The organism is Candidatus Avelusimicrobium alvi (assembly GCF_958451995.1).
Taxonomy (GTDB): domain Bacteria; phylum Elusimicrobiota; class Elusimicrobia; order Elusimicrobiales; family Elusimicrobiaceae; genus Avelusimicrobium; species Avelusimicrobium alvi.
In genome coordinates, this window is sequence record NZ_CAUDSG010000019.1 from 1 (window position 1) to 18,901 (window position 18,901).

The window sequence follows — 18,901 nt, forward strand, 5'->3', positions numbered from 1 at the left end:
TAAATTGGGAATATCAACTTATATAAATAGGGGGATATATCCCGTGCAGAAAAGTTTCGGATTTACGCTAATAGAGCTGTTGGTGGTCGTTTTAATCATAGGTATTTTATCGGCTGTGGCATTGCCGCAGTACGAAAAAGCGGTGGAAAAAAGCCGCGCTTCCGAAGCGATGACGCTGGTAGCCGCCATCGGCAGAGCCGAACAGCTATATTATATGGCTAACGGCGAGTATGCCGGCGACATTGGTAAATTGGATTTTGATTTCCCGGGGGAAAGTATTTCATATTATGCGCCGGGTGTGCGTACTAAAAATTTTGATTGTCGTCCAACCGGGACGGGAGATGGGGTATGGACGGATGCTTTATCCACCTGCAACCGCATTCCGCGCGGCACGCAATATGCCATTGTGTATTTAAAAACGGGCAAAATGACCTGCCGCTGGTATTCGGCTAAAGGGCAGTCTATCTGTAAATTATTTGGCCCCGTAACCGGCTCCCAGGTGGATATTTCGTAACGAATCAGAGAATTGACGGTCTATCTTTTGCCGGCCGGAAATATCCCCGAATGTTTCTCTCCCAAGTATCTAAAAGTACCGTATATTGCCAGGCCCTGGATAAGGCCAGAGCCCCAAGGCGGCTGACCCGGAGTCGTGTCCGCTTTGCCGTTTTATGCAAGTCGTAGCTCTGTTTATAAAACGCCTCAAGGCGGAAGAATGTTTTTACTTATTTGAGCGGGGTAGCGAGTTGTAAAACGCGCCGCGTAAAACTAGATTTCAGGAGCACCGGCCGGCAGTCTTTTTGTTCCTTACGTCCCTGAATGTTTCTCTCCCAAGTGTCTAAAAGTACCGTATCTTGCCAGACCCTGGTCAGGCCAGAGCCCCAGGGCCTGGAAGGCCTTGATTTGTTTTTTTTTTTTTGATAAATTGGGGATATCAACTTATATAAATAGGGGGATATGTCCCATGAATAAAAGTCTCGGATTTACGCTAATAGAGCTGTTGGTGGTCGTTTTAATCATAGGCATTTTATCGGCGGTGGCATTGCCGCAGTATGAAAAAGCGGTGGAAAAAAGCCGTATGTCCGAAGCGATGACGCTGGCGGCTTCCATCGGTAAAGCCGAGCAAATATATTATATGGCCAACGGCGAATACGCCGCCGATATTGAAAAGCTGGATTTGGATTTCCCCGGTGAGAAAGTGAATTATTACGTGCCTTCGGTGCAGACGAAAAACTTTGTCTGCCGTCCGACGGGAGGCCCCTGGACGGACGCCCTGGCGGTATGCAGCCGCCTGCCGCGCGAAAGCATTTACGCCATTGTATATTTAAAAACCGGGCAGATGGCGTGCCGCTGGTATAACGCAAAAGGCCAGGCGTTTTGCAAGACCTGGGGCCCCGTAACGGGAAGCCAAGTTAATTTGTCGTAGTTTTGTTTGATAGAAAACCCCCGTTTTAAACGGGGGTTTTTAATGAGTGCACAGGGTGTAACGGCCGCCGGGCGGTGGATTATTTGGCCAGTACGGAAGCGATAATCTGTTCGGCCTGCCGGTCCATTTCCGCGCGGGCTTCGGGGGTGTTGTCGTCCATGCCGGACAGGTGCAGCGCGCCGTGCGTGACGTACATCATCATTTCCTGCAATACGGTATGGCCGAAATGTTTGGCGTTTTGGCGCGCCACGGGATAGCATACAAAAATATCGCCAAACGCCCACGGCTCGCCCATATCAAAGGGCGGCGGCTCGTGGTTAAACGAGATTACGTCCGTGACGTAATGATGGTTCAAAAATTCTTTGTTTACGCGCAGGATTTCCGCCTCGTCCACAAAAATCACGTTTACTTCCACGTGCCAGTCCGCAAACTTTTTAAGTCCTTTTGCCAACGCCGCCTTAAAGAGCCCCGTTCGGCGCAGGTATTGGGGAATATCGGTTTTATAAAATATATGCGCAATCATTTGGTTTTCCCCGCCGCGTGTTTTTTATCCCATTTGTCGTAAGCGGCCACAATGTCTTTTACCAGCGGATGGCGTACGACGTCTTCGCCGGTGAACTGAACGAACGCCACATTGTCCAGCTTGCCCAGCACTTCGGCGGCCTGGATAAGGCCGCTTTCTTTTTTGTTGGGTAAATCAATTTGCGACAAATCCCCGTTTACAATCATTTTAGACCCTACGCCCATACGCGTTAGAAACATTTTCATTTGTGCGGGCAGGGTGTTCTGGGCTTCGTCCAAAATAATAAACGCTTTTTCCAGCGTGCGGCCGCGCATATACGCCAGCGGCACAATTTCCAAAATGTTGTTGTATTTCAGCGAGTTGAAACGCTCCATGCCGAGCATCGCGTAAAACGCGTCGTAAATAGGGCGCAGGTACGGGTCCACTTTTTCTTCAATGTCTCCGGGCAGGAAGCCGAGTTTTTCGCCGGCTTCCACAATCGGGCGCGTTACCACGATGCGCTCCGTCATTCCGAGCTCCAGCGCGCGCAAAGCGCACGCACAGGCCAGAAAGGTTTTACCCGTGCCGGCGGGGCCGGAGGAGATGACGAGGTCGTTGGCAAATACGGCTTCAATGTATTTTTTCTGGTTTTCGCTGCGGGCTTCCACCGGGCGGGCGTGCTCGGGCCGGAAAACGACGTTGTTGGCAAACGGAAGCGTGTCTTTTACCAAATCCAGCGGACGTTTTTCGGCGTTTAACGTCAGGTCTTTCTGCAGTTTGGCGAGGGCTTTGTCCACGCGCGAGTTGGTGCCTTTGACGGATAGTAATGCGCCGCCGCCGTCTTCGTCGTATTTGACGAACACGGTAACTTTAAAGTTCTTTTCCAGCGCGCGGAGCTTGCGGTCCTGTATACCCAGCGCAATCAGGATTTCTTCCTGGTTTTTAAGTTTCAGCGTTTTAATCATGGTATTAAGTAAAAAGCGCGGCTTGCGGGCCGCGCTTTAGGTTAAAACTTGCTCTTTCCGCGCGGGATGACGACAATCCCCGACGGGTCTATATAGTATTTCTGCGAATCGGCCTCCATATTGTGGCCGATAGTCTGCTTGGCGGCAATCGTATTAAAACGGTCCATAATCACCTTTTTAAGTTTCGCGCCGGCCTTGATTTCGCAGTTATCCATAATCACACAGCCGTCCAGCTCCGCGCCTTCGCCGATGGTTACGGAGTCGCTGATGACGCAGTTTTTAATTTTGGCTTTGGGGTGGATGATGCATCCGTCGCCAATCATGGAATTGGTAACCGTGCCGCCCAGGTATTTGGTGGGGGGAACGCGGTTTACCGTCGTGCTGACGGGCCAGGCGGGATTGTTTAAATCCAGCTTGGGCTTGGGGCCCAGAATATCCATATTGGTCTGCCAGAACGATTCAATCGTTCCCACGTCGCGCCAGTAGCCCTGCTCTTCGTACGGCTTGGCGCCGGGCAGCGTCTGGCTTTGGAAGTTGTAGGCAAAGGTGCGGTGGTCCGTTAAAATTTTGGGCAGAATGTGTTTGCCGAAATCTAAAGCCGGCACGTCGCAGAAGCGTTTTTGGAGCACCTGCAGCAGAACATCCGTATTAAAAATATAGTTGCCCATGGACGCGTACGCCGCTTTGGGGTTGCCCGGAATGGGTTTGGGGTGTGCGGGTTTTTCGTCAAACTGGATGATGCGTCCGTCTTCGTCCGTACCCAGCACGCCGAAGGCGGTGGCTTCTTCCAGCGCCACGGTGTTGGCGGCTACGGTAACGTCGGCCTTGTTTTTCAGGTGGAAATCAATCATCTGGCGCACGTCCATGCGGTAGATGTGGTCCGCACCGAAGATGGCCACCAGGTCGGGCGCAAAGTCTTTTACCAGGTTGATGTTCTGGCGCACGGAGTCGGCCGTGCCGCGGTACCAAATTTCACCCAGGCGCATTTGCGGCGGCACGCAGGTTAAAAAATGGTCCGAAATAATACCTTCGCTGCGCCAGGTGGTGCGCAGGTATTCAATTAAACTCTGCGAAAGATACTGCACCAACACGTAGGAAGAAAAAATCCCCGAGTTGACGAAGTTGGAGAGCACAAAATCCACGATTCTGTACTTGCCGCCGAACGGGACGGAAGGCTTGGAGCGGTCTTTGGTTAACGGATAAAGACGCTCGCCTTTGCCCCCGGCCATAATCATGCCGAGTATTCTCATAAGTTTCCCCTTTTAAGATAAGACTTTTATTCGGAACCCAGCGGCAGCTGCTTGTTTAACGCTTCAAAAGCTTCCCACGACCACGGCATTTTTTCAGCCACGATTTTGGCGATTTCGTCCGCATAGACGCGGATTTCTTTCTGCGCGTGTTTGTCGGTGCGCAGGCAGAGAAAGTTAAACAAACTCCTGGCGTTGACGCTCCAGTAAAATTGGGTGTATTGGCAGACCGGCAGTACGCCGCGCGCCATTTCGCGCGCCACGCCCGCTTCAATAAGTTTGTGGTAAGCGGCGTAGGAAGCCTCCACGCTGTCTTCGTAAATTTTACGAAGGGCGGCGTTGTCCAGCTGCGAGTCGGCCACGGAACCCTGTTTGTTTTTGGTGTCCTGGCCGCGGAACCGGTCGGGGATATAGAATTCGTCCTTCACTTCGGTATAGCGGGCGCTTACTTCGTTGTAAGAACCCCAGCGGTGGCGCATCCACTGGCGCGCCACATAAATCGGACAGCAGATGTGAAACTGAAAATAACAATGCTCAAAAGGGGTGTGGTGGGCGTGTTCCATCAGGTATTTAATCAGGCGTTTGTCCTGTTCCGGGCCTTTGGAAACGGCCCCGAACGATACGCGGGCCGACTGTACGGCGCGGTCGTCTCCTCCCATAAAATCCACCAGGCGCACGAAGCCTTTATCCAGCACGTTGATTTTTTCGTTAGACTGTTGCACAATGTTCTCCTGAAAAGCTATTTAAAAATTTCCACGACGGAACTGCTGCCGTCCGGCAGCACCTCGGCGGCCAGTACGGCGCGGTCCGAGCAGGCGGTGTCGTATACAACGCCGTCCAGATTGACGGTATCTTGAAGGGATAACCGTCCTTTTTCAAACGTCAGAAAATGTATTTTGCCGCTTTGGTATTGGCCAAAGGTTTCGGACAAGAGGCCGAGCTTGGAGGTGTTTTCCACCGCTGCCACCGTGGCGTCCCCGGCGGGGCCGAAGACCTGGAGGGAAGGGTAGAATTTCACAATCTCCTGCTTATATTTTACACGATTTGGAGCGGCGGCGAATAAATCTTTGCTTTCGGCGCGTTTGCCGTTTTGAAGCGTCAGGCGTACGGTGCCGTTGGAGGAAGTATAAATCAGATTGTCCGCGCCGGCGTTTTCTACGTCGTAGCGGTTCAGGCCGGTGAGCCAGTTGCGCTGGGTGGAAAACATATCTTTTTGCACGGTGTATTTGCCGTTTTGATAGGCCACCTCGCGCGCGTTGCCGGGGCGCGCGGCGGAAACAAACGGTTTTTGCGCCCAGATTTTTTTGTCTTTGCCGCAGCCGAGTTCTTTGACGAAGTAGGGCAGGGAAGCGGTTTCTTGTAAGGCGCCGTTTTCATTTTCCAGCACCAGGGCGGAAACCGAGGAGCGGGACGGATCGTAAACCGAGACGAAAATCTGCGCCAGGCCGCCTTCTTTAACGGGGGCGGCGGAAAGCGTAACGGCCCGCTTGGCGGACGGCACCGTGTAGGACAGCTGTTCGGCCAGCGTGTCTTTTCCCGCGCGGCTCCAGACGGTTACTTTTCCGTCTGCGGACAGCGTAATAAAATTCTGTGCTCCCGGCGCGGTAATGTCGGCCTGGGTAAGGCTGATGATTTCCTGCTCTACGGGCGCGTAAACGATTTTCTGGCGGGAAGAGGCGTTTTCGTCCGCGTCCCGCGTATACACCGGGGCGGCGGGGGCGGCGGCTTCAATCACGGCTTCCTGCCCGACGGAGGCGGACGCTTTTTCCGGCAGTTCGCCCACGGCGTACATCGGCTGTACTTCCACAATTTTGCCTTCCGGCGAATAGGTGTAAATATCGCCTAAATTCTTGCCCGTTTTCGGATTGACGAGCTTTTCGGACGACAGGATGACTTTAAAACTTTCTCCTTTCTGGACGCTGTGGTTTAAGGAAGAGGTGTCCAGGTATACTTTTTGTCCGTCTACGCGGACCACCGTTGCCTGCGCGCCTGCCAGCGCGGGAAAAAACAGTAAAACGGATGCGGCGATGAAGCAGATGATATTATTTTTCATATAATAAATGTATACCATTTTTACCGGGTGTGAACAATGACAAAAAACAACTTTAACGACTTGGTGGAAACCTTCGCCGTATTGCGCGGGCCGAACGGCTGCCCCTGGGACAGAAAACAGACCCACGAGAGCTTGATTAAATGCCTGCAGAACGAATCCCAGGAGCTGATTGACGCCATCAATAATAAAGATGACGAAAATATGAAAGAAGAACTGGGCGACGTGCTTTTGCAGGTGCTGATGCACAGCCAGATTGCCGCGGAAGAAGGCAAATTTACGATTGACGACGTCATCCAGGGCCTGTACGATAAACTGCACCGCCGCCATCCGCACGTATTCGGCGAGCACGCCAAAGCCGCCACGGCGGAAGAAGCGCTGGAAGTCTGGCGCGCGATGAAAAAGAAAGAACGCGAAAACAAATAAATCCGTTTGCTGTCGGTATTGAGGGTGCAGGTTCCGTCCGGGGCCTGCACCGTTTTTATGCGTACGGCAAGAACCTTTTTAGGACACAAAATAAACCCCCGCATATTATTTCGGGGGTTTAGCTCATTGTCATTATCATATGACTTATGTTCCTCTTTCCCTGGAAGGCTTCGTATCCGGGTCTTCGCGCAATAGGAAAACACGCCGTGCTTTCACAACTGCAACCAAGGACAATCGGGCTGATCCCAGGTACTTAGTACTATTAATATAGCCGGGTTTGCGGTTTTTTCAAGGCCTATTCGGCGGCCTGGGCCCTTTTTCTTTTTACCGTCTGAGAAATAAAAAAACCGGGGCCTAAAAAGGCCCCGGCGCGTTCAAATGCGGCGTTATTTTACCCAGGCGTCTGCGTGTTTGACGGACGGCACGTCCGCCGGGTTAAAGTGCGGGTCCAGCCCCGCTTTTTTCTGGCGGCGGTAGTCGGCCAGTACGTCCAGCACCTGGCGGCGCAGGCGGAAAATGGCGTAAATGTTCAGAAGCGCCATCACCGTCATAAACAAATCGGCCATATTCCATACCAGCTTGAGCTGTAACACAGCGCCCAGCAGCACCATCACGCTTACTCCGGTGCGGAAGAGGGCCATTACCAGGCGGCTGCGGGTTACAAATTCCACATTGGCCTGCCCGTAATAATAATTGCCGATAATAGAGGTAAAGGCAAACAAAAGCACGCTGGCGGAGATAAAATAATTGCCGAGCGGGCCCAGCTCCTGCGTCAGCGCTTTTTGCGTAAGCGCAACACCTTCCAGCCCCGGGAAAGCCTGATAATCGGCCAGCAGTACGATAAACGCCGTGCAGCTGCAGATAATCAGCGTGTCTACAAATACGCTGAAGGTTTGTATATAGCCTTGCTTGACGGGGTGGGACGTATTGGCCGTAGCGGCCGCGTTGGGCGCGCTGCCCATACCGGCTTCGTTGGAAAAAAGCCCGCGGCGGGCCCCGGTCATAATCGTGGCCCCCAAGGCGCCGCCCGCCAGATTGCGCAGGCTGAACGCGTCCGAGAGGATAATACCCAGCACGCCGGGCAGTTTCTCCAGGTTTAGCAGCATGACAATTACCGTGATGGCAATATATCCCAATGCAAATACCGGCACGATGACGGCGGAAAACGCGGCGATGCGTTTTAATCCGCCGAAAATAATTACGGCGGTCAGCGCGGCCAGCACAATGCCGCTCAGCAGGGAGTCAACCTGAAACGTGGCGCTTAGCGACTGGGCGATGGTGTTGGACTGCACCGAGTTAAAAACAAAAGCAAACGTCAGCGTGATGATGACGGAAAACGCCAGCCCCAGCCTGCGGCTGCCCAGCGCGGTTTGCATATAATAGGCCGGACCGCCGCGAAAATGCGCGCCGGTTTTTACCTTATACACCTGGGCCAGTGTGCTTTCCGCAAAGGCGGAGGCCGCGCCGATGACGGCAATTAGCCACATCCAAAAAACGGCTCCGGGTCCGCCCACGGTAATGGCAATGGCCACCCCGGCGATATTGCCCGTTCCCACGCGCGAGGCCGTACTGATGGAAAACGCCTGAAACGGGGAGATATGGCCTTTTTCTTTGGAAGACCCTTCTCCGCCAATCATCAGCCTGAGCATTTCTTTCGGACGGACGAATTGGACAAAACGCGTGGCGAACGTAAAATACAGCCCCGCAAATAACAGCGCGGCCATCAGCACGTATCCCAGAAAACGGTCGTTAAGCAGGGATACGGCATGCGTCAATATATCAGTCATTACAACTCCTTATCAGTGGTTGCGGGTACAATCACAAAACGGGGGTGTGTTTTGAAAAAACACATTTTATAGTATAGCTGTTTTTGAAGCGCAGGGAAACGGTTTTTTTGCGGGAAAGACTTTATTTACACTTGCGGAGCTTTTTGTCCAGCCAGTTGCAGAAAAGCGTATTGCTGGCGAGCAGCAGCGGCGTAACAAGCATGGTGGAATATATCACCGAGCGGGAAATTTTAACGCGTTTGGCGGGATTTAAAATATCGGGCTCCCGGTAGACTTTAAAGAAGGTGTCCGCCGTCCAGAGTATCGGCCACGCCACCGCGGCGCGCTGGCCGGGCTGGCTTTTGGGCAGCTGCGGGAAATACTTTTTGCCGCTTTTCAGGTTGGCAAGCCCCCAGGCAATCCATTTGCGCTTGACGGGTTCAAACCGGGCGGAGTTGGCGCTGTCCAGCAGTTCGGCGGCCGTCAGGCCGGCTTTTTCCAGGTCGGTGCGCGGAAAATAACAGCGGCCGATGCGCAGGTCTTTGGGAAGGTCCCGCAGAATGTTGACGATTTGCAAGGCGTCGCCTATGTGCTGGCCAAGCTCGTAAAATTCTTCTTCCGGCATATGGATGTCCGCCGTGCCGTAAATCAGCCGGCTCCAGAACAGCCCCGGTTTGCCGCCCATCAGCCGACAGTAGCGTTCCAGCTCGGCGGGCGTGTCAAACGCTTTGGGCTCGGGAGCGGATTCGTTGGGGAAAAAGCTTAAATCGGTTTTCATTCCCTCACATACGGCGTATACCACGTCGGTAATGTTCTCGCGCTGCTCGCTGGAGATATTATTGAGCAGTTCCAGACACGGCATTAAATTCTTTACGAGTTCGGCTTCGTACGGGTTTTCCGTGCCGCCGGAAATTTCCTGCGCCAAGCGTGCGGCTTCGGCCGGATCCTGTTCCAGCAGCAGGTGCGGGAAGCGTTCAATCCAATACAGGCGGCGGGAGGAGGGCAGGACGGGCGTATCCGCAATGGTATCGGCATAGCGGCAGAGCAAATAGGCTATGCCAAAAGCGGGGCGCATACTGCGGGGAAGCGCCCGGACGCTTAGGTATAAGCTGCGGGAGGTGTTTTTTAAAAGCGTCTCTATATCCATATATATAAGAATAGCAAATTTCGCCGGGCAAAAAATAATTGACACTGTTTTTGAAATAAAGCATAATATATTTATGCAATTGTTAAACGTTATTAACCGCACCCACTTTTATTCCTTTAAGCCGATGAATTGGCTAAAGGAAGAATCCGTTTGGTGCGGGCGTTTAATATAATATAAACCGATTTAGTATTTTTTTAAAACCCCGCTTATTATAAAAATAAAAGCGGGGTTTTTTATTTTACAACAACAATAAAAACGATTTCACTTTCCGCGCTTTGGTGCGGAAATGAAAAAAACAAAACGGGTACAACAAAAAATAAAGAAGGTTTGCGCTTCGGCGCAGCCTTCTTTTTTGTTGCAGAGAGAAGGAGTCATCCTGACAGACCGGAGACAGGCGGCGCGGGGATGATTGGCGGAATAGGAGATTCGGCGGTTTGCGGCCCGCCATATGGCGCGCGGCAGGCGTTTGGAATGAACGGGCCGGCATATAAATGTGCACGCACGCGCGCGTACGGGAGATAGGGGGGAGACCCGCGCGGGAGAGGCCCGGGGGGATTGACTGCCCGCGCATTTTTTGGTATCCTTTATACAACAAAAGCGAATTGATCTTTTTTACGGCCCGGTACAAGCGGAAAGATAAACCGGGAATGTTTTCAACCTTCTCCCCGACGGAGAAAAAAAGAGTTGACAAACAAAACAAAAACAGTTATACTAAATATATAAGGAAACAAAAAGGTTTGTTTCCGCGGAAGTTTTCAAGAACCCTTTTTCAGATTTTTGAAAATTAGAAAAATGGGTCTTGACATTTCTGTCTTTTTTTGCTAGACTATAAAAGTAGTCGGAAATTGATCTTTGTAAAAGTAATAACAAAACTTCTTATTCGTTTTTATAAACCGTTCTTATAAACAGAAAACTTTTCAGCAGCGAAACATCACCTTATATTAGAAAAGGCAGACGATGGACTGAGCCAAGCCGATCAAGTTAGTTTTATAAAACAACTTATAAAAACACTTACATACAAGTCTTACCCCTTTGGCCCAAGCGGCCGCGACTTCCTTGAATAATCAAGAAGTATTTAAAAGACTTGAGCAGTTCCCATAAAGCGCTGTTTAAAGCAGGCGCACCGGTTTGAAAAGAAAAACTTGACAAACTTTTAAAAATATGCTTTAATATAAGAGTAGTAAGAATTGACAAGCCGAGTAGTTGAAGAAAGTCTTTAATAAAAGGCTTGACAAAGCGAAGTAAATTTGTTATGATATCTTTACAGCTTTGAGAGCTGTAAAGAAGTTAAAAATAAATTTCCAATTGCTTTTTCCAAACTGGAAAAGAGCAACGAGGAAATTTCGTTCTCTGAAAATTTGACAGCAATGTGCGAATGGGCGATTTGAAATGGACGAATCCTTCGGGGTTTGACAGTTCAAGGCTCATTTAAGTAAGTCATATACTATATTATGACACCAAAGTTAATTCAAAAGAGTAGAGTCAAAAGTCAACAGCTCGCTGTTAGCGATTGATCGCCTTTAAACCGCTTGCGATTTAAAGGTAATTAATTCTAATGGAGAGTTTGATCCTGGCTCAGAGTTAACGCTGGCATCGTGCATAACACATGCAAGTCGAACGGGACTTTGCTTTGTAGCAATACAGAGTAAAGTTTAGTGGCAGACGGGTGAGTAATGTATAAGAAACCTACCTCTGAGTGGGGAATAACAGTCCGAAAGGATTGCTAATACCCCATAACATCTTTAGACGGCATCGTTTAGAGATCAAAGATTTATCGCTTGGAGACGGTCTTATATTCTATCAGCTAGTTGGTGGGGTAACGGCCTACCAAGGCTACGACGGATAGCCGGCCTGAAAGGGCGACCGGCCACAAGGGCACTGAGACACGGGCCCTACTCCTACGGGAGGCAGCAGTGGGGAATTTTGGACAATGGGCGAAAGCCTGATCCAGCAACGATGCGTGGAGGATGAAGGTTCTCGGATTGTAAACTCCTTTTGAGAGGGAAGAAAAAAATGACGGTACCTCTCGAATAAGCCACGGCTAACTACGTGCCAGCAGCCGCGGTAAGACGTAGGTGGCAAGCGTTACTCGGAATTACTAGGCGTAAAGCGCGCGTAGGCGGAATGTTAAGTCTGTTGTGTAATCTCTGGGCTCAACCCAGAAACTGCAACAGAAACTGGCGTTCTTGAGTGAGGCAGAGGAAATCGGAATTCCTAGTGTAGCAGTGAAATGCGTAGATATTAGGAGGAACACCGGTGGCGAAGGCGGATTTCTGGGCCTTTACTGACGCTAAAGTGCGAAAGCCAGGGGAGCAAACGGGATTAGATACCCCGGTAGTCCTGGCCGTAAACGATGATAACTAGGTGTGGGAGGTATCGACCCCTTCCGTGCCGACGCTAACGCATTAAGTTATCCGCCTGGGGAGTACGGCCGCAAGGTTAAAACTCAAAGGAATTGACGGGGACCCGCACAAGAGGTGGAGTATGTGGTTTAATTCGAAGCAACGCGAAGAACCTTACCAAGTCTTGACATCCCGATGACAGAGTATGTAATGTACTTTCTCTTCGGAGCATCGGTGACAGGTGGTGCATGGTTGTCGTCAGCTCGTGTCGTGAGATGTTGGGTTAAGTCCCGCAACGAGCGCAACCCCTATCCTGTGTTGCCTAGCAATAGGATCTCTCAGGAGACCGCCGCGGATAACGTGGAGGAAGGTGGGGATGACGTCAAATCATCATGGCCTTTATGTCCAGGGCTACACACGTACTACAATGGTATAGACAGAGGGTAGCAATATCGTAAGATGGAGCCAATCCCTAAACTATGCCCCAGTTCAGATTGTGGGCTGCAATTCGCCCACATGAAGCCGGAATCTCTAGTAATCGCAGATCAGCACGCTGCGGTGAATACGTTCCCGGGTCTTGTACACACCGCCCGTCACACCACGAAAGTCAATTGCAACAGAAGTATCCAGGTCGTCTGGGTCCTAAGTTGTGATTGGTGATTGGGGTGAAGTCGTAACAAGGTAGCCGTACCGGAAGGTGCGGCTGGATCACCTCCTTTATTCTATTTTCCTTCGGGATTTTAGAATAGGTCGGTAGTCTTAGCTGGTGCGCGAAAGCGCTATCCGTTTCAGATCGGCCACTCGCACATAGATGGTTTTAGAGCTTAGGCTCTTTGAAAGGTTTTAGAATAGCTTGGGCTCGTAGCTCAGCTGGTTAGAGCGCACGCTTGATAAGCGTGAGGTCGAAGGTTCAATTCCTTCCGGGCCCACAGCAACTTGTTTAAAGGGGCTGTAGCTCAGTTGGGAGAGCGCCTGCTTTGCAAGCAGGAGGCCGTCGGTTCGATCCCGATCAGCTCCAATATAAAACCAACCACAGTGTATATGTTGCGTCAAATTTGCAGTTCTTTGAAAATTAGATAACTTATATTCAATCTTCTCTTGTAAGTCTCCGGAAGCCGGACATTTCAAATCATAAAAATGTCGGGCGGGCAGCAAAGAGAATGAAAATATATTTTAGAAAAGCCAAGCGTTTGTATATTTTACATGTGATATAAATATACTTACACTTACACAATTAAGCAATGAGAACGCAATTAACTGAAAAGTTAATGGTTATCATAAAAAAATATAATAGATAGCAATATCTAGCATTTGAAATGACCATTTAAGAGATGGACGAAAGTCTGTCGGATTAAAGAATATGGTCAAGCTACAAGGGTGTATGGTGAATGCCTTGGTGCCAGAAGTCGATGAAAGACGTGATAAGCTGCGATAAGCCGCGGGAAGGAGCAAATATCCTATGATCCGCGGATTTCTGAATGGGGGAACCCCTGCAGGTGAGAGCCTGCAGATCATCACTTGAAGGCTGAGTCTTCGGACTCGGAGATAGGGTGATAGAAGACAACGTAGGGAAGTGAAACATCTCAGTACCTACAGGAAAAGAAATCAAAGAGATTCCCTGAGTAGTGGCGAGCGAAACGGGAATAGCCTAAACCAGCCCCCGCACTGTATACATCAGTTCGGTGTATAGAGTGCGTGGGTTGGGGTTGCAGGGCTTGCTCGTGTTAGACACAAAGAGTTACCAAGCAGCAGGTTAGTTGAACGGTCTGGAAAGTCCGACCATAGAGGGTGACAGTCCCTTAAACGAAAACCTAGTTGCCTCTTAGCAAGTACCTAAGTACCACTGGTCACGTGCAATCCGGTGGGAATCCGGGGAGACCACTCTCCAAGGCTAAATACTCTCTGGCAACCGATAGTGAACCAGTACCGCGAGGGAAAGGCGAAAAGAACCCCGAGAGGGGAGTGAAATAGAACCTGAAACCGTACATCTACAAGCTATTGTAGCACTATGCCCGCAAGGGAATGTGCGACAGTGTGCCTGTTGAAGAATGATCCAGCGAGTTAATGTGCCGAGCAAGGTTAAGGGCTGAAGAGGTCCGAAGCCGTAGTGAAAGCGAGCCCGAATAGGGCGTTTAGTTCGTCATATTAGACCCGAAGCCAAGTGATCTAACCCTGTCCAGGATGAAGTTCTCGTAACAGAGAATGGAGGTCCGGAGTGTTAAACGTTGAAAAGTTTCTACATGAGGTGGGGTTAGGGGTGAAAGGCCAATCGAACTTGGTGATAGCTGGTTCTCCCCGAAATAGCTTTAGGGCTAGCGTTGAGATTTAACCCGAGGGGGTAGAGCACTGGTAGATTTAGGGGGAGCGACCCTCCTTCCGATGTCTGTCAAACTCCGAATACCTCGGCGTATATCTCAGCAGTCAGTTCGTGAGGGATAAGCTTCACGTGCGAGAGGGAAACAGCCCAGACCGTCAATTTAGGTCCCAAAATGTATGCTAAGTGGTAAAGGATGTGGATTTACTTAAACAGCTAGGAGGTTGGCTTAGAAGCAGCCACCCTTTGAAGAGTGCGTAATAGCTCACTAGTCGAGTGAATCTGCGCCGAAGATGACTCGGGGCTAAGCATACTACCGAAATTACGGATTGTACATTGATTCGTCTTTGTACAGTGGTAGGGGAGCGTTATTAGCAGCTGCGAAGGTATACCGTAAGGAGTGCTGGAGCGCTAATAAGTGAGAATGCTGGAATGAGTAGCGACAAGGAAGGTGAGAATCCTTCCCGCCGAAAATCTAAGGTTTCCTTGAGCAACGTTCGTCGGCTCAGGGTCAGTCGGGCCTAAGCTCAGGCCGAAAGGCGTAGGCGAAGGACATCAGGTTAATATTCCTGAACTATAGTAAGCGCGTCATAACCTAGGGAGGGACGCAGTAGAGTAAACCATCTGGCTATATGCCAGTTCAAGGCCGTAGGCATCTTCGGATAGGCAAATCCGTCCGGAGGCTAAGTCGAAAACCGAGTACGAGTGACCGCAAGGTCGCGAAGTGGTCCAATCACACTGCCTAGAAAAACTTCGTAGGGAGTTCTTACTATAACCGTACCGTAAACCGACACAGGTGGATGGGGTGAAAATCCTAAGGCGCGCGAGATAACCATCGTCAAGGAACTAGGCAAACTAGCTCCGTAACTTCGGAAGAAGGAGTGCCCAAGTACTGGTGTAGCAATACATTGGGAAAGGGTCGCAGTGAATTGGGCTTCGTGACTGTTTAACAAAAACTTAGGGCTCTGCTGAAATCTCAAGATGATGTATAGGGCCTGATGCCTGCCCGGTGCCGGAAGGTCAAGGGGAGTGGTTAGCCGCAAGGCGAAGCTGCGAACTTAAGCCCCGGTAAACGGCGGCGGTAACTATAACCGTCCTAAGGTAGCGAAATTCCTTGTCGGGTAAGTTCCGACCTGCACGAATGGCATAACAAAGAAGCCGCTGTCTCGACGGTGGGCTCGGCGAAATTGTGGTTCAAGTGAAGACGCTTGATGCACGCAACAAGACGAAAAGACCCTATGGAGCTTTACTGTAGCTTGTTATTGAATTACGGTTTACAATACGTAGTATAGCTGGGAGCCTTTGAAACATCCCTTGAGGGGGGTGCGGAGGCAACAGTGAAATACCAGCTTTTGTGGATTGTGGTTCTAACCTACTACCCGTGAATCCGGGTTGGGGACAGTGGCAGGTGGGCAGTTTGACTGGGGCGGTCGCCTCCTAAAGAGTAACGGAGGCGTTCTAAGGTTCCTTCAGGCCGAATAGAAATCGGCCATTGAGCGCAAAGGTAGAAAGGAGCTTGACTGTGAGGACGACGGTCCGAACAGGTGCGAAAGCAGGACTTAGTGATCCGGTGGTCCCTCGTGGGAGGGCCATCGCTCAACGGACAAAAGCTACCCTGGGGATAACAGGCTGATCGGGCCCAAGAGTTCACATCGACGGCTCGGTTTGGCACCTCGATGTCGGCTCATCACATCCTCCCGCTGAAGCAGGTGGGAAGGGTTGGGCTGTTCGCCCATTAAAGTGGTACGTGAGCTGGGTTCAGTACGTCGTGAGACAGTACGGTCTCTATCTGTTGTGTGCGCAGGAAACTTGAGAGGAGTTGTCCATAGTACGAGAGGGCCTGGATGAACGAACCTCCTGTATATCAGTTGTCTCTACAGAGGCATAGCTGATTAGCGGTGTTCGGTAGGGATAAACGCTGAAAGCATATAAGCGTGAAACCCGCCTCAAGATAAGGTTTCCCTGGTAGATTAACTACCCAGAAGACCCCCGGAAGACTACCGGGTTGATAGGCAGAGTGTGTAAGCACAGTAATGTGTTCAGCTAATCTGTACTAATAGGTCGTGAGGCTTGGCCATATTCTTTAATCCTGATAGATTAAGAATGTGAGTGTAACAAAAACACTTGCGCTTTTCTAAAAGTTATCTATACCGTTAGGAGTTGTCGATGACCCGCATTGATCAGCGGAGAGAAAGATTCTAACGTGTTAAAGGAACGTGTTGTAATGACGGGTTCCTTTCAAATTTGTTCTTTTACAAGAGGCTGGAATGAGACTGATAATAATTCCGACGAGGCAACACCCGTTCCCATTCCGAACACGGCAGTTAAGCTCGTAAGGGTCGATGGTATTGGCGCCCAATTCGGCGCTGAGAGAGTAGATCGTTGTCGGTCTCATCCCAGCCTTTTGAAGAAAGATTTAAACCCCGCAGAAATGCGGGGTTTTCTGTTTTATATGTTGATGTTTACCCCTCTCTGTGAGTTTGGCGGCAGAGTTTTATTTCTTCGTCTCTCTTCTGTGCGGCTGGGAGCGCGACCTCTTTTTTTAAGTTTAGTTCTTAGTAGCCGGGAAGGCCTGGCAGATATATCATCCGGCTAACTGGCGTGTCTCCTTCTCGCACGGGGAAGAAGGATGCAAAATCCGCGCCGAATTTTTCCACGTCAAAATAACCGCTGCCCGTGCCCGTTTTTTCGTCAATGGTAAAAACGCTTCTGCAAGGGCGCTCCGAGGCTATTGGAGATGGATTAGACGCAGTAAAATACTTTCTGGGCCTTCCCTCCATGACCCTTACGAGCTTAACTGCCGTGTTCGGAATGGGAACGGGCGCTGCCGATGAGCCTGTCCTTCCCGCTGCTTCCGCGCCGGGTTTTTCCTGGGGGAATGCTGGCAAAAGACTTCCGAATCCCCGCTGTCATTGCCGGTGATTGATTCACCCGCCTCAGCGGGGAAAATAATTCCGGTATTACTGACCGTTGGCCAAATGCGTGCGGGGATAACCAGGGCCTTGTCCTCCATTCCCCCGCTTGGCGCGGGCAGACTTCCTTCCAGAAGCATATTTGAAAAACTGTGCGTACCGTGCTTGGGCGCGGGATACCGCTCTTATAAATCCAACTATAAATTTCTTGCGGGGGATTAGGGCCGGGCGGAATGGGACAATAATACTGTACCCGGTTCTGCTTCGGCACCCTGTGGCGGGGGTGGTTTGCTATAATATTATAAATACCCGCCGTCTTCGGGCCGTGTCCTGCGGCTTAGGTGCCGGCGCAATACCTTTTATGAATATAGAGTTTATCCTTGCATCCGCTTGCCTGGCCTTACTGCCCGGGCCGGATATTTTATTTGTGCTGACGCAAAGTATCGGCAGAGGTTTTAAGGCCGCTTTTTCCGTCAGTTTGGGGCTTGTCAGCGGGTTGGCTTTTCATACCGCCGCCGTTGCGCTGGGAGTAGCCGCGCTGGTGGCGGCGTCTCCCGTATTATTCGGAGTGCTGAAATATCTCGGTGCGGCATACCTGGCCTGGCTGGGGGTCAGCGCCGTGCGGGGTTCTGCCGCGTGTCCGACATCCGCCGGAAAAACCGTAGCGGTGGAGAAAGAGTACTCTTTTGTACGGTTCTATCGCCGCGGCGTGATTATGAATTTATTAAACCCTAAAGTGATTATTTTCTTTTTATCCTTTTTCCCGGGCTTTATTCCCAAAAACGCGCCTTCCGTCGGGTGGGCCGTGGTATCCCTGGGCGTAACGTTTGCGGCGGTTACTTTATGCGTGTTTACGCTGGTATGCGCGCTGGGCGGATGGCTGAATAAACGCTTCCATATCGCGCAGTATGCTTCAGGCCGGGCGTTTGGCTGGATTACGGCCGTAATTTTTTGGGGAATCGGCGCGTGGATTGCATTTGCGTAAAAGCGCGGAATTAACTTAAAAAATAAACCAATACGCTTGTTCGGCCCGCAGAAATTTTGGTATAATAAATACAGAAGCCGCGGATAAAACGTTTGCAAAAAGGATTGCAATAGGCGGCTTTTATTGATAAAATATAATAGAAGTACTTAACCCGATTTTTAACGAGAACCATAACTCCTCCGACGGTAAAACGAAGGGGAAGGAGTTTGTGGCTGTCGTTTTCTCTGCCTAAAAAATAACTTTTTCGGCGGGAAAAACGCGGCGGTTTTCGTTATTAAACAGGCAACAAAATGAACCTGACAAAAGACCAAAAGAAACAGAAGTCGCAAGACTTAGCAACTGAAATCACCGCCGCCGGCACCATGTTCTTCACCGCCTACCAAGGTTTGAAGTTCGTGGATATGGCTGAACTGCGCGCGCAGCTGATTCCCACGGGATCCAAATTCCGCGTGGAACGCAACGCGATCGTGGATCACGCCCTGCGCCAGGCCAAAATTGAAGGAGCCGACGAAAAGCTCTTTCAAGGCCCGACGGCCATTGCGGTGGGCGGAGACATTGCCGCCGTTGCCAAAGCGTTGGTGGACTTTCAGAAAAAGTTTGCGGCTTTGAAGCTTCGCGCTTGCTATTCGGACGGCGTCTGGTACAACGAAGAACAGGTTAAACAATTGGCTACCATCGGTACCAAAGAAGAAAACCTCTCCAAGTTGGCCGGCGTGCTTTACAGCACGGTCGCCCAGTCCGCGCAAGTGTTGCAGGCTCCGATACGGGATTTTGCCTACGTTATCAAAGCTTTGGAAGAAAAACAAGGCAAGTAATAACGCG

Annotated in this window: 12 protein-coding genes, 2 tRNA genes and 3 rRNA genes; 10 read left to right on the top strand and 7 right to left on the bottom strand. The window is 50.6% G+C overall.

Going from position 1 to position 18,901, the window contains the following annotated elements; all coding sequences use genetic code 11:
* Window positions 1-43 precede the first annotated feature (43 nt).
* On the top strand, window positions 44-514 hold the full coding sequence (locus ACQY36_RS04825) for a type IV pilin protein (protein ID WP_428078081.1): 471 nt from the start codon (window positions 44-46) through the stop codon (window positions 512-514).
* Window positions 515-961: 447 nt separating this feature from the next.
* A complete protein-coding gene (locus ACQY36_RS04830) occupies window positions 962-1,423 on the top strand; it encodes a type IV pilin protein (RefSeq protein WP_428078083.1) in 462 nt (153 codons plus the stop codon).
* Between the two features lie 79 nt (window positions 1,424-1,502).
* Here ACQY36_RS04830 and ybeY read toward each other — a convergent pair whose 3' ends face one another.
* From ybeY to ACQY36_RS04855, 5 genes are all read right to left on the bottom strand, one after another.
* Window positions 1,503-1,946 carry an rRNA maturation RNase YbeY gene (ybeY, locus tag ACQY36_RS04835; RefSeq protein WP_428057659.1) on the bottom strand — a complete coding sequence of 148 codons (444 nt, stop codon included), beginning with the start codon at window positions 1,944-1,946 and terminating at the stop codon, window positions 1,503-1,505.
* Window positions 1,943-2,890: a PhoH family protein gene (locus tag ACQY36_RS04840; RefSeq protein WP_428057661.1), complete on the bottom strand. Its 948-nt coding sequence runs from the start codon at window positions 2,888-2,890 to the stop codon at window positions 1,943-1,945. The genes ybeY and ACQY36_RS04840 overlap by 4 nt, the downstream gene beginning before the upstream one ends.
* A gap of 41 nt (window positions 2,891-2,931) precedes the next feature.
* Window positions 2,932-4,140 carry a glucose-1-phosphate adenylyltransferase gene (locus ACQY36_RS04845; protein ID WP_428057663.1) on the bottom strand — a complete coding sequence of 403 codons (1,209 nt, stop codon included), beginning with the start codon at window positions 4,138-4,140 and terminating at the stop codon, window positions 2,932-2,934.
* Between the two features lie 26 nt (window positions 4,141-4,166).
* Window positions 4,167-4,796 (bottom strand): FAD-dependent thymidylate synthase, encoded by a 630-nt coding sequence (thyX, locus tag ACQY36_RS04850; protein ID WP_428057675.1) that lies wholly within the window; start codon window positions 4,794-4,796, stop codon window positions 4,167-4,169.
* An 80-nt stretch (window positions 4,797-4,876) separates the two neighbouring features.
* Complete coding sequence (locus tag ACQY36_RS04855) at window positions 4,877-6,190, bottom strand: hypothetical protein (RefSeq protein ID WP_428078085.1); 1,314 nt, start codon at window positions 6,188-6,190, stop codon at window positions 4,877-4,879.
* A 36-nt stretch (window positions 6,191-6,226) separates the two neighbouring features.
* Here ACQY36_RS04855 and ACQY36_RS04860 point away from each other — a divergent pair, with 36 nt between their 5' ends.
* Window positions 6,227-6,613 carry a MazG family protein gene (locus tag ACQY36_RS04860; protein ID WP_428057667.1) on the top strand — a complete coding sequence of 129 codons (387 nt, stop codon included), beginning with the start codon at window positions 6,227-6,229 and terminating at the stop codon, window positions 6,611-6,613.
* Window positions 6,614-6,999: 386 nt separating this feature from the next.
* Here the strand turns inward: ACQY36_RS04860 and ACQY36_RS04865 are convergent, their stop codons facing one another.
* Window positions 7,000-8,400, bottom strand: coding sequence for an alanine/glycine:cation symporter family protein (locus tag ACQY36_RS04865; protein WP_428071408.1), 1,401 nt, complete (start codon window positions 8,398-8,400; stop codon window positions 7,000-7,002).
* A 121-nt stretch (window positions 8,401-8,521) separates the two neighbouring features.
* Entirely contained in the window at window positions 8,522-9,526 is a 1,005-nt protein-coding gene (locus ACQY36_RS04870) for a phytoene/squalene synthase family protein (protein WP_428078087.1), read from the bottom strand.
* A 1,552-nt stretch (window positions 9,527-11,078) separates the two neighbouring features.
* Between ACQY36_RS04870 and ACQY36_RS04875 the strand changes: the two genes are divergently transcribed.
* The 7 genes from ACQY36_RS04875 (at window position 11,079) to rplJ (ending at window position 18,894) form a co-directional block, all read left to right on the top strand.
* Window positions 11,079-12,587: ribosomal RNA gene (locus ACQY36_RS04875) — 16S ribosomal RNA — on the top strand.
* Between the two features lie 136 nt (window positions 12,588-12,723).
* A tRNA-Ile gene (locus ACQY36_RS04880) sits at window positions 12,724-12,797 on the top strand.
* 16 nt (window positions 12,798-12,813) lie between these two features.
* A tRNA-Ala gene (locus tag ACQY36_RS04885) sits at window positions 12,814-12,886 on the top strand.
* A 344-nt stretch (window positions 12,887-13,230) separates the two neighbouring features.
* Window positions 13,231-16,260, top strand: a 23S ribosomal RNA gene (locus tag ACQY36_RS04890).
* Between the two features lie 194 nt (window positions 16,261-16,454).
* Window positions 16,455-16,573, top strand: a 5S ribosomal RNA gene (gene rrf / locus ACQY36_RS04895).
* Together the 16S, 23S and 5S rRNA genes with 2 tRNA genes alongside form the textbook arrangement of a ribosomal RNA operon.
* Window positions 16,574-17,455: 882 nt before the next feature.
* Window positions 17,456-18,079 carry a LysE family translocator gene (locus ACQY36_RS04900; RefSeq protein WP_428078089.1) on the top strand — a complete coding sequence of 208 codons (624 nt, stop codon included), beginning with the start codon at window positions 17,456-17,458 and terminating at the stop codon, window positions 18,077-18,079.
* A gap of 290 nt (window positions 18,080-18,369) precedes the next feature.
* The gene (gene rplJ, locus ACQY36_RS04905) at window positions 18,370-18,894 is read left to right on the top strand and encodes a 50S ribosomal protein L10 (protein ID WP_428078091.1); all 525 of its coding nucleotides are present in this window, start codon (window positions 18,370-18,372) and stop codon (window positions 18,892-18,894) included.
* Window positions 18,895-18,901 lie beyond the last annotated feature (7 nt).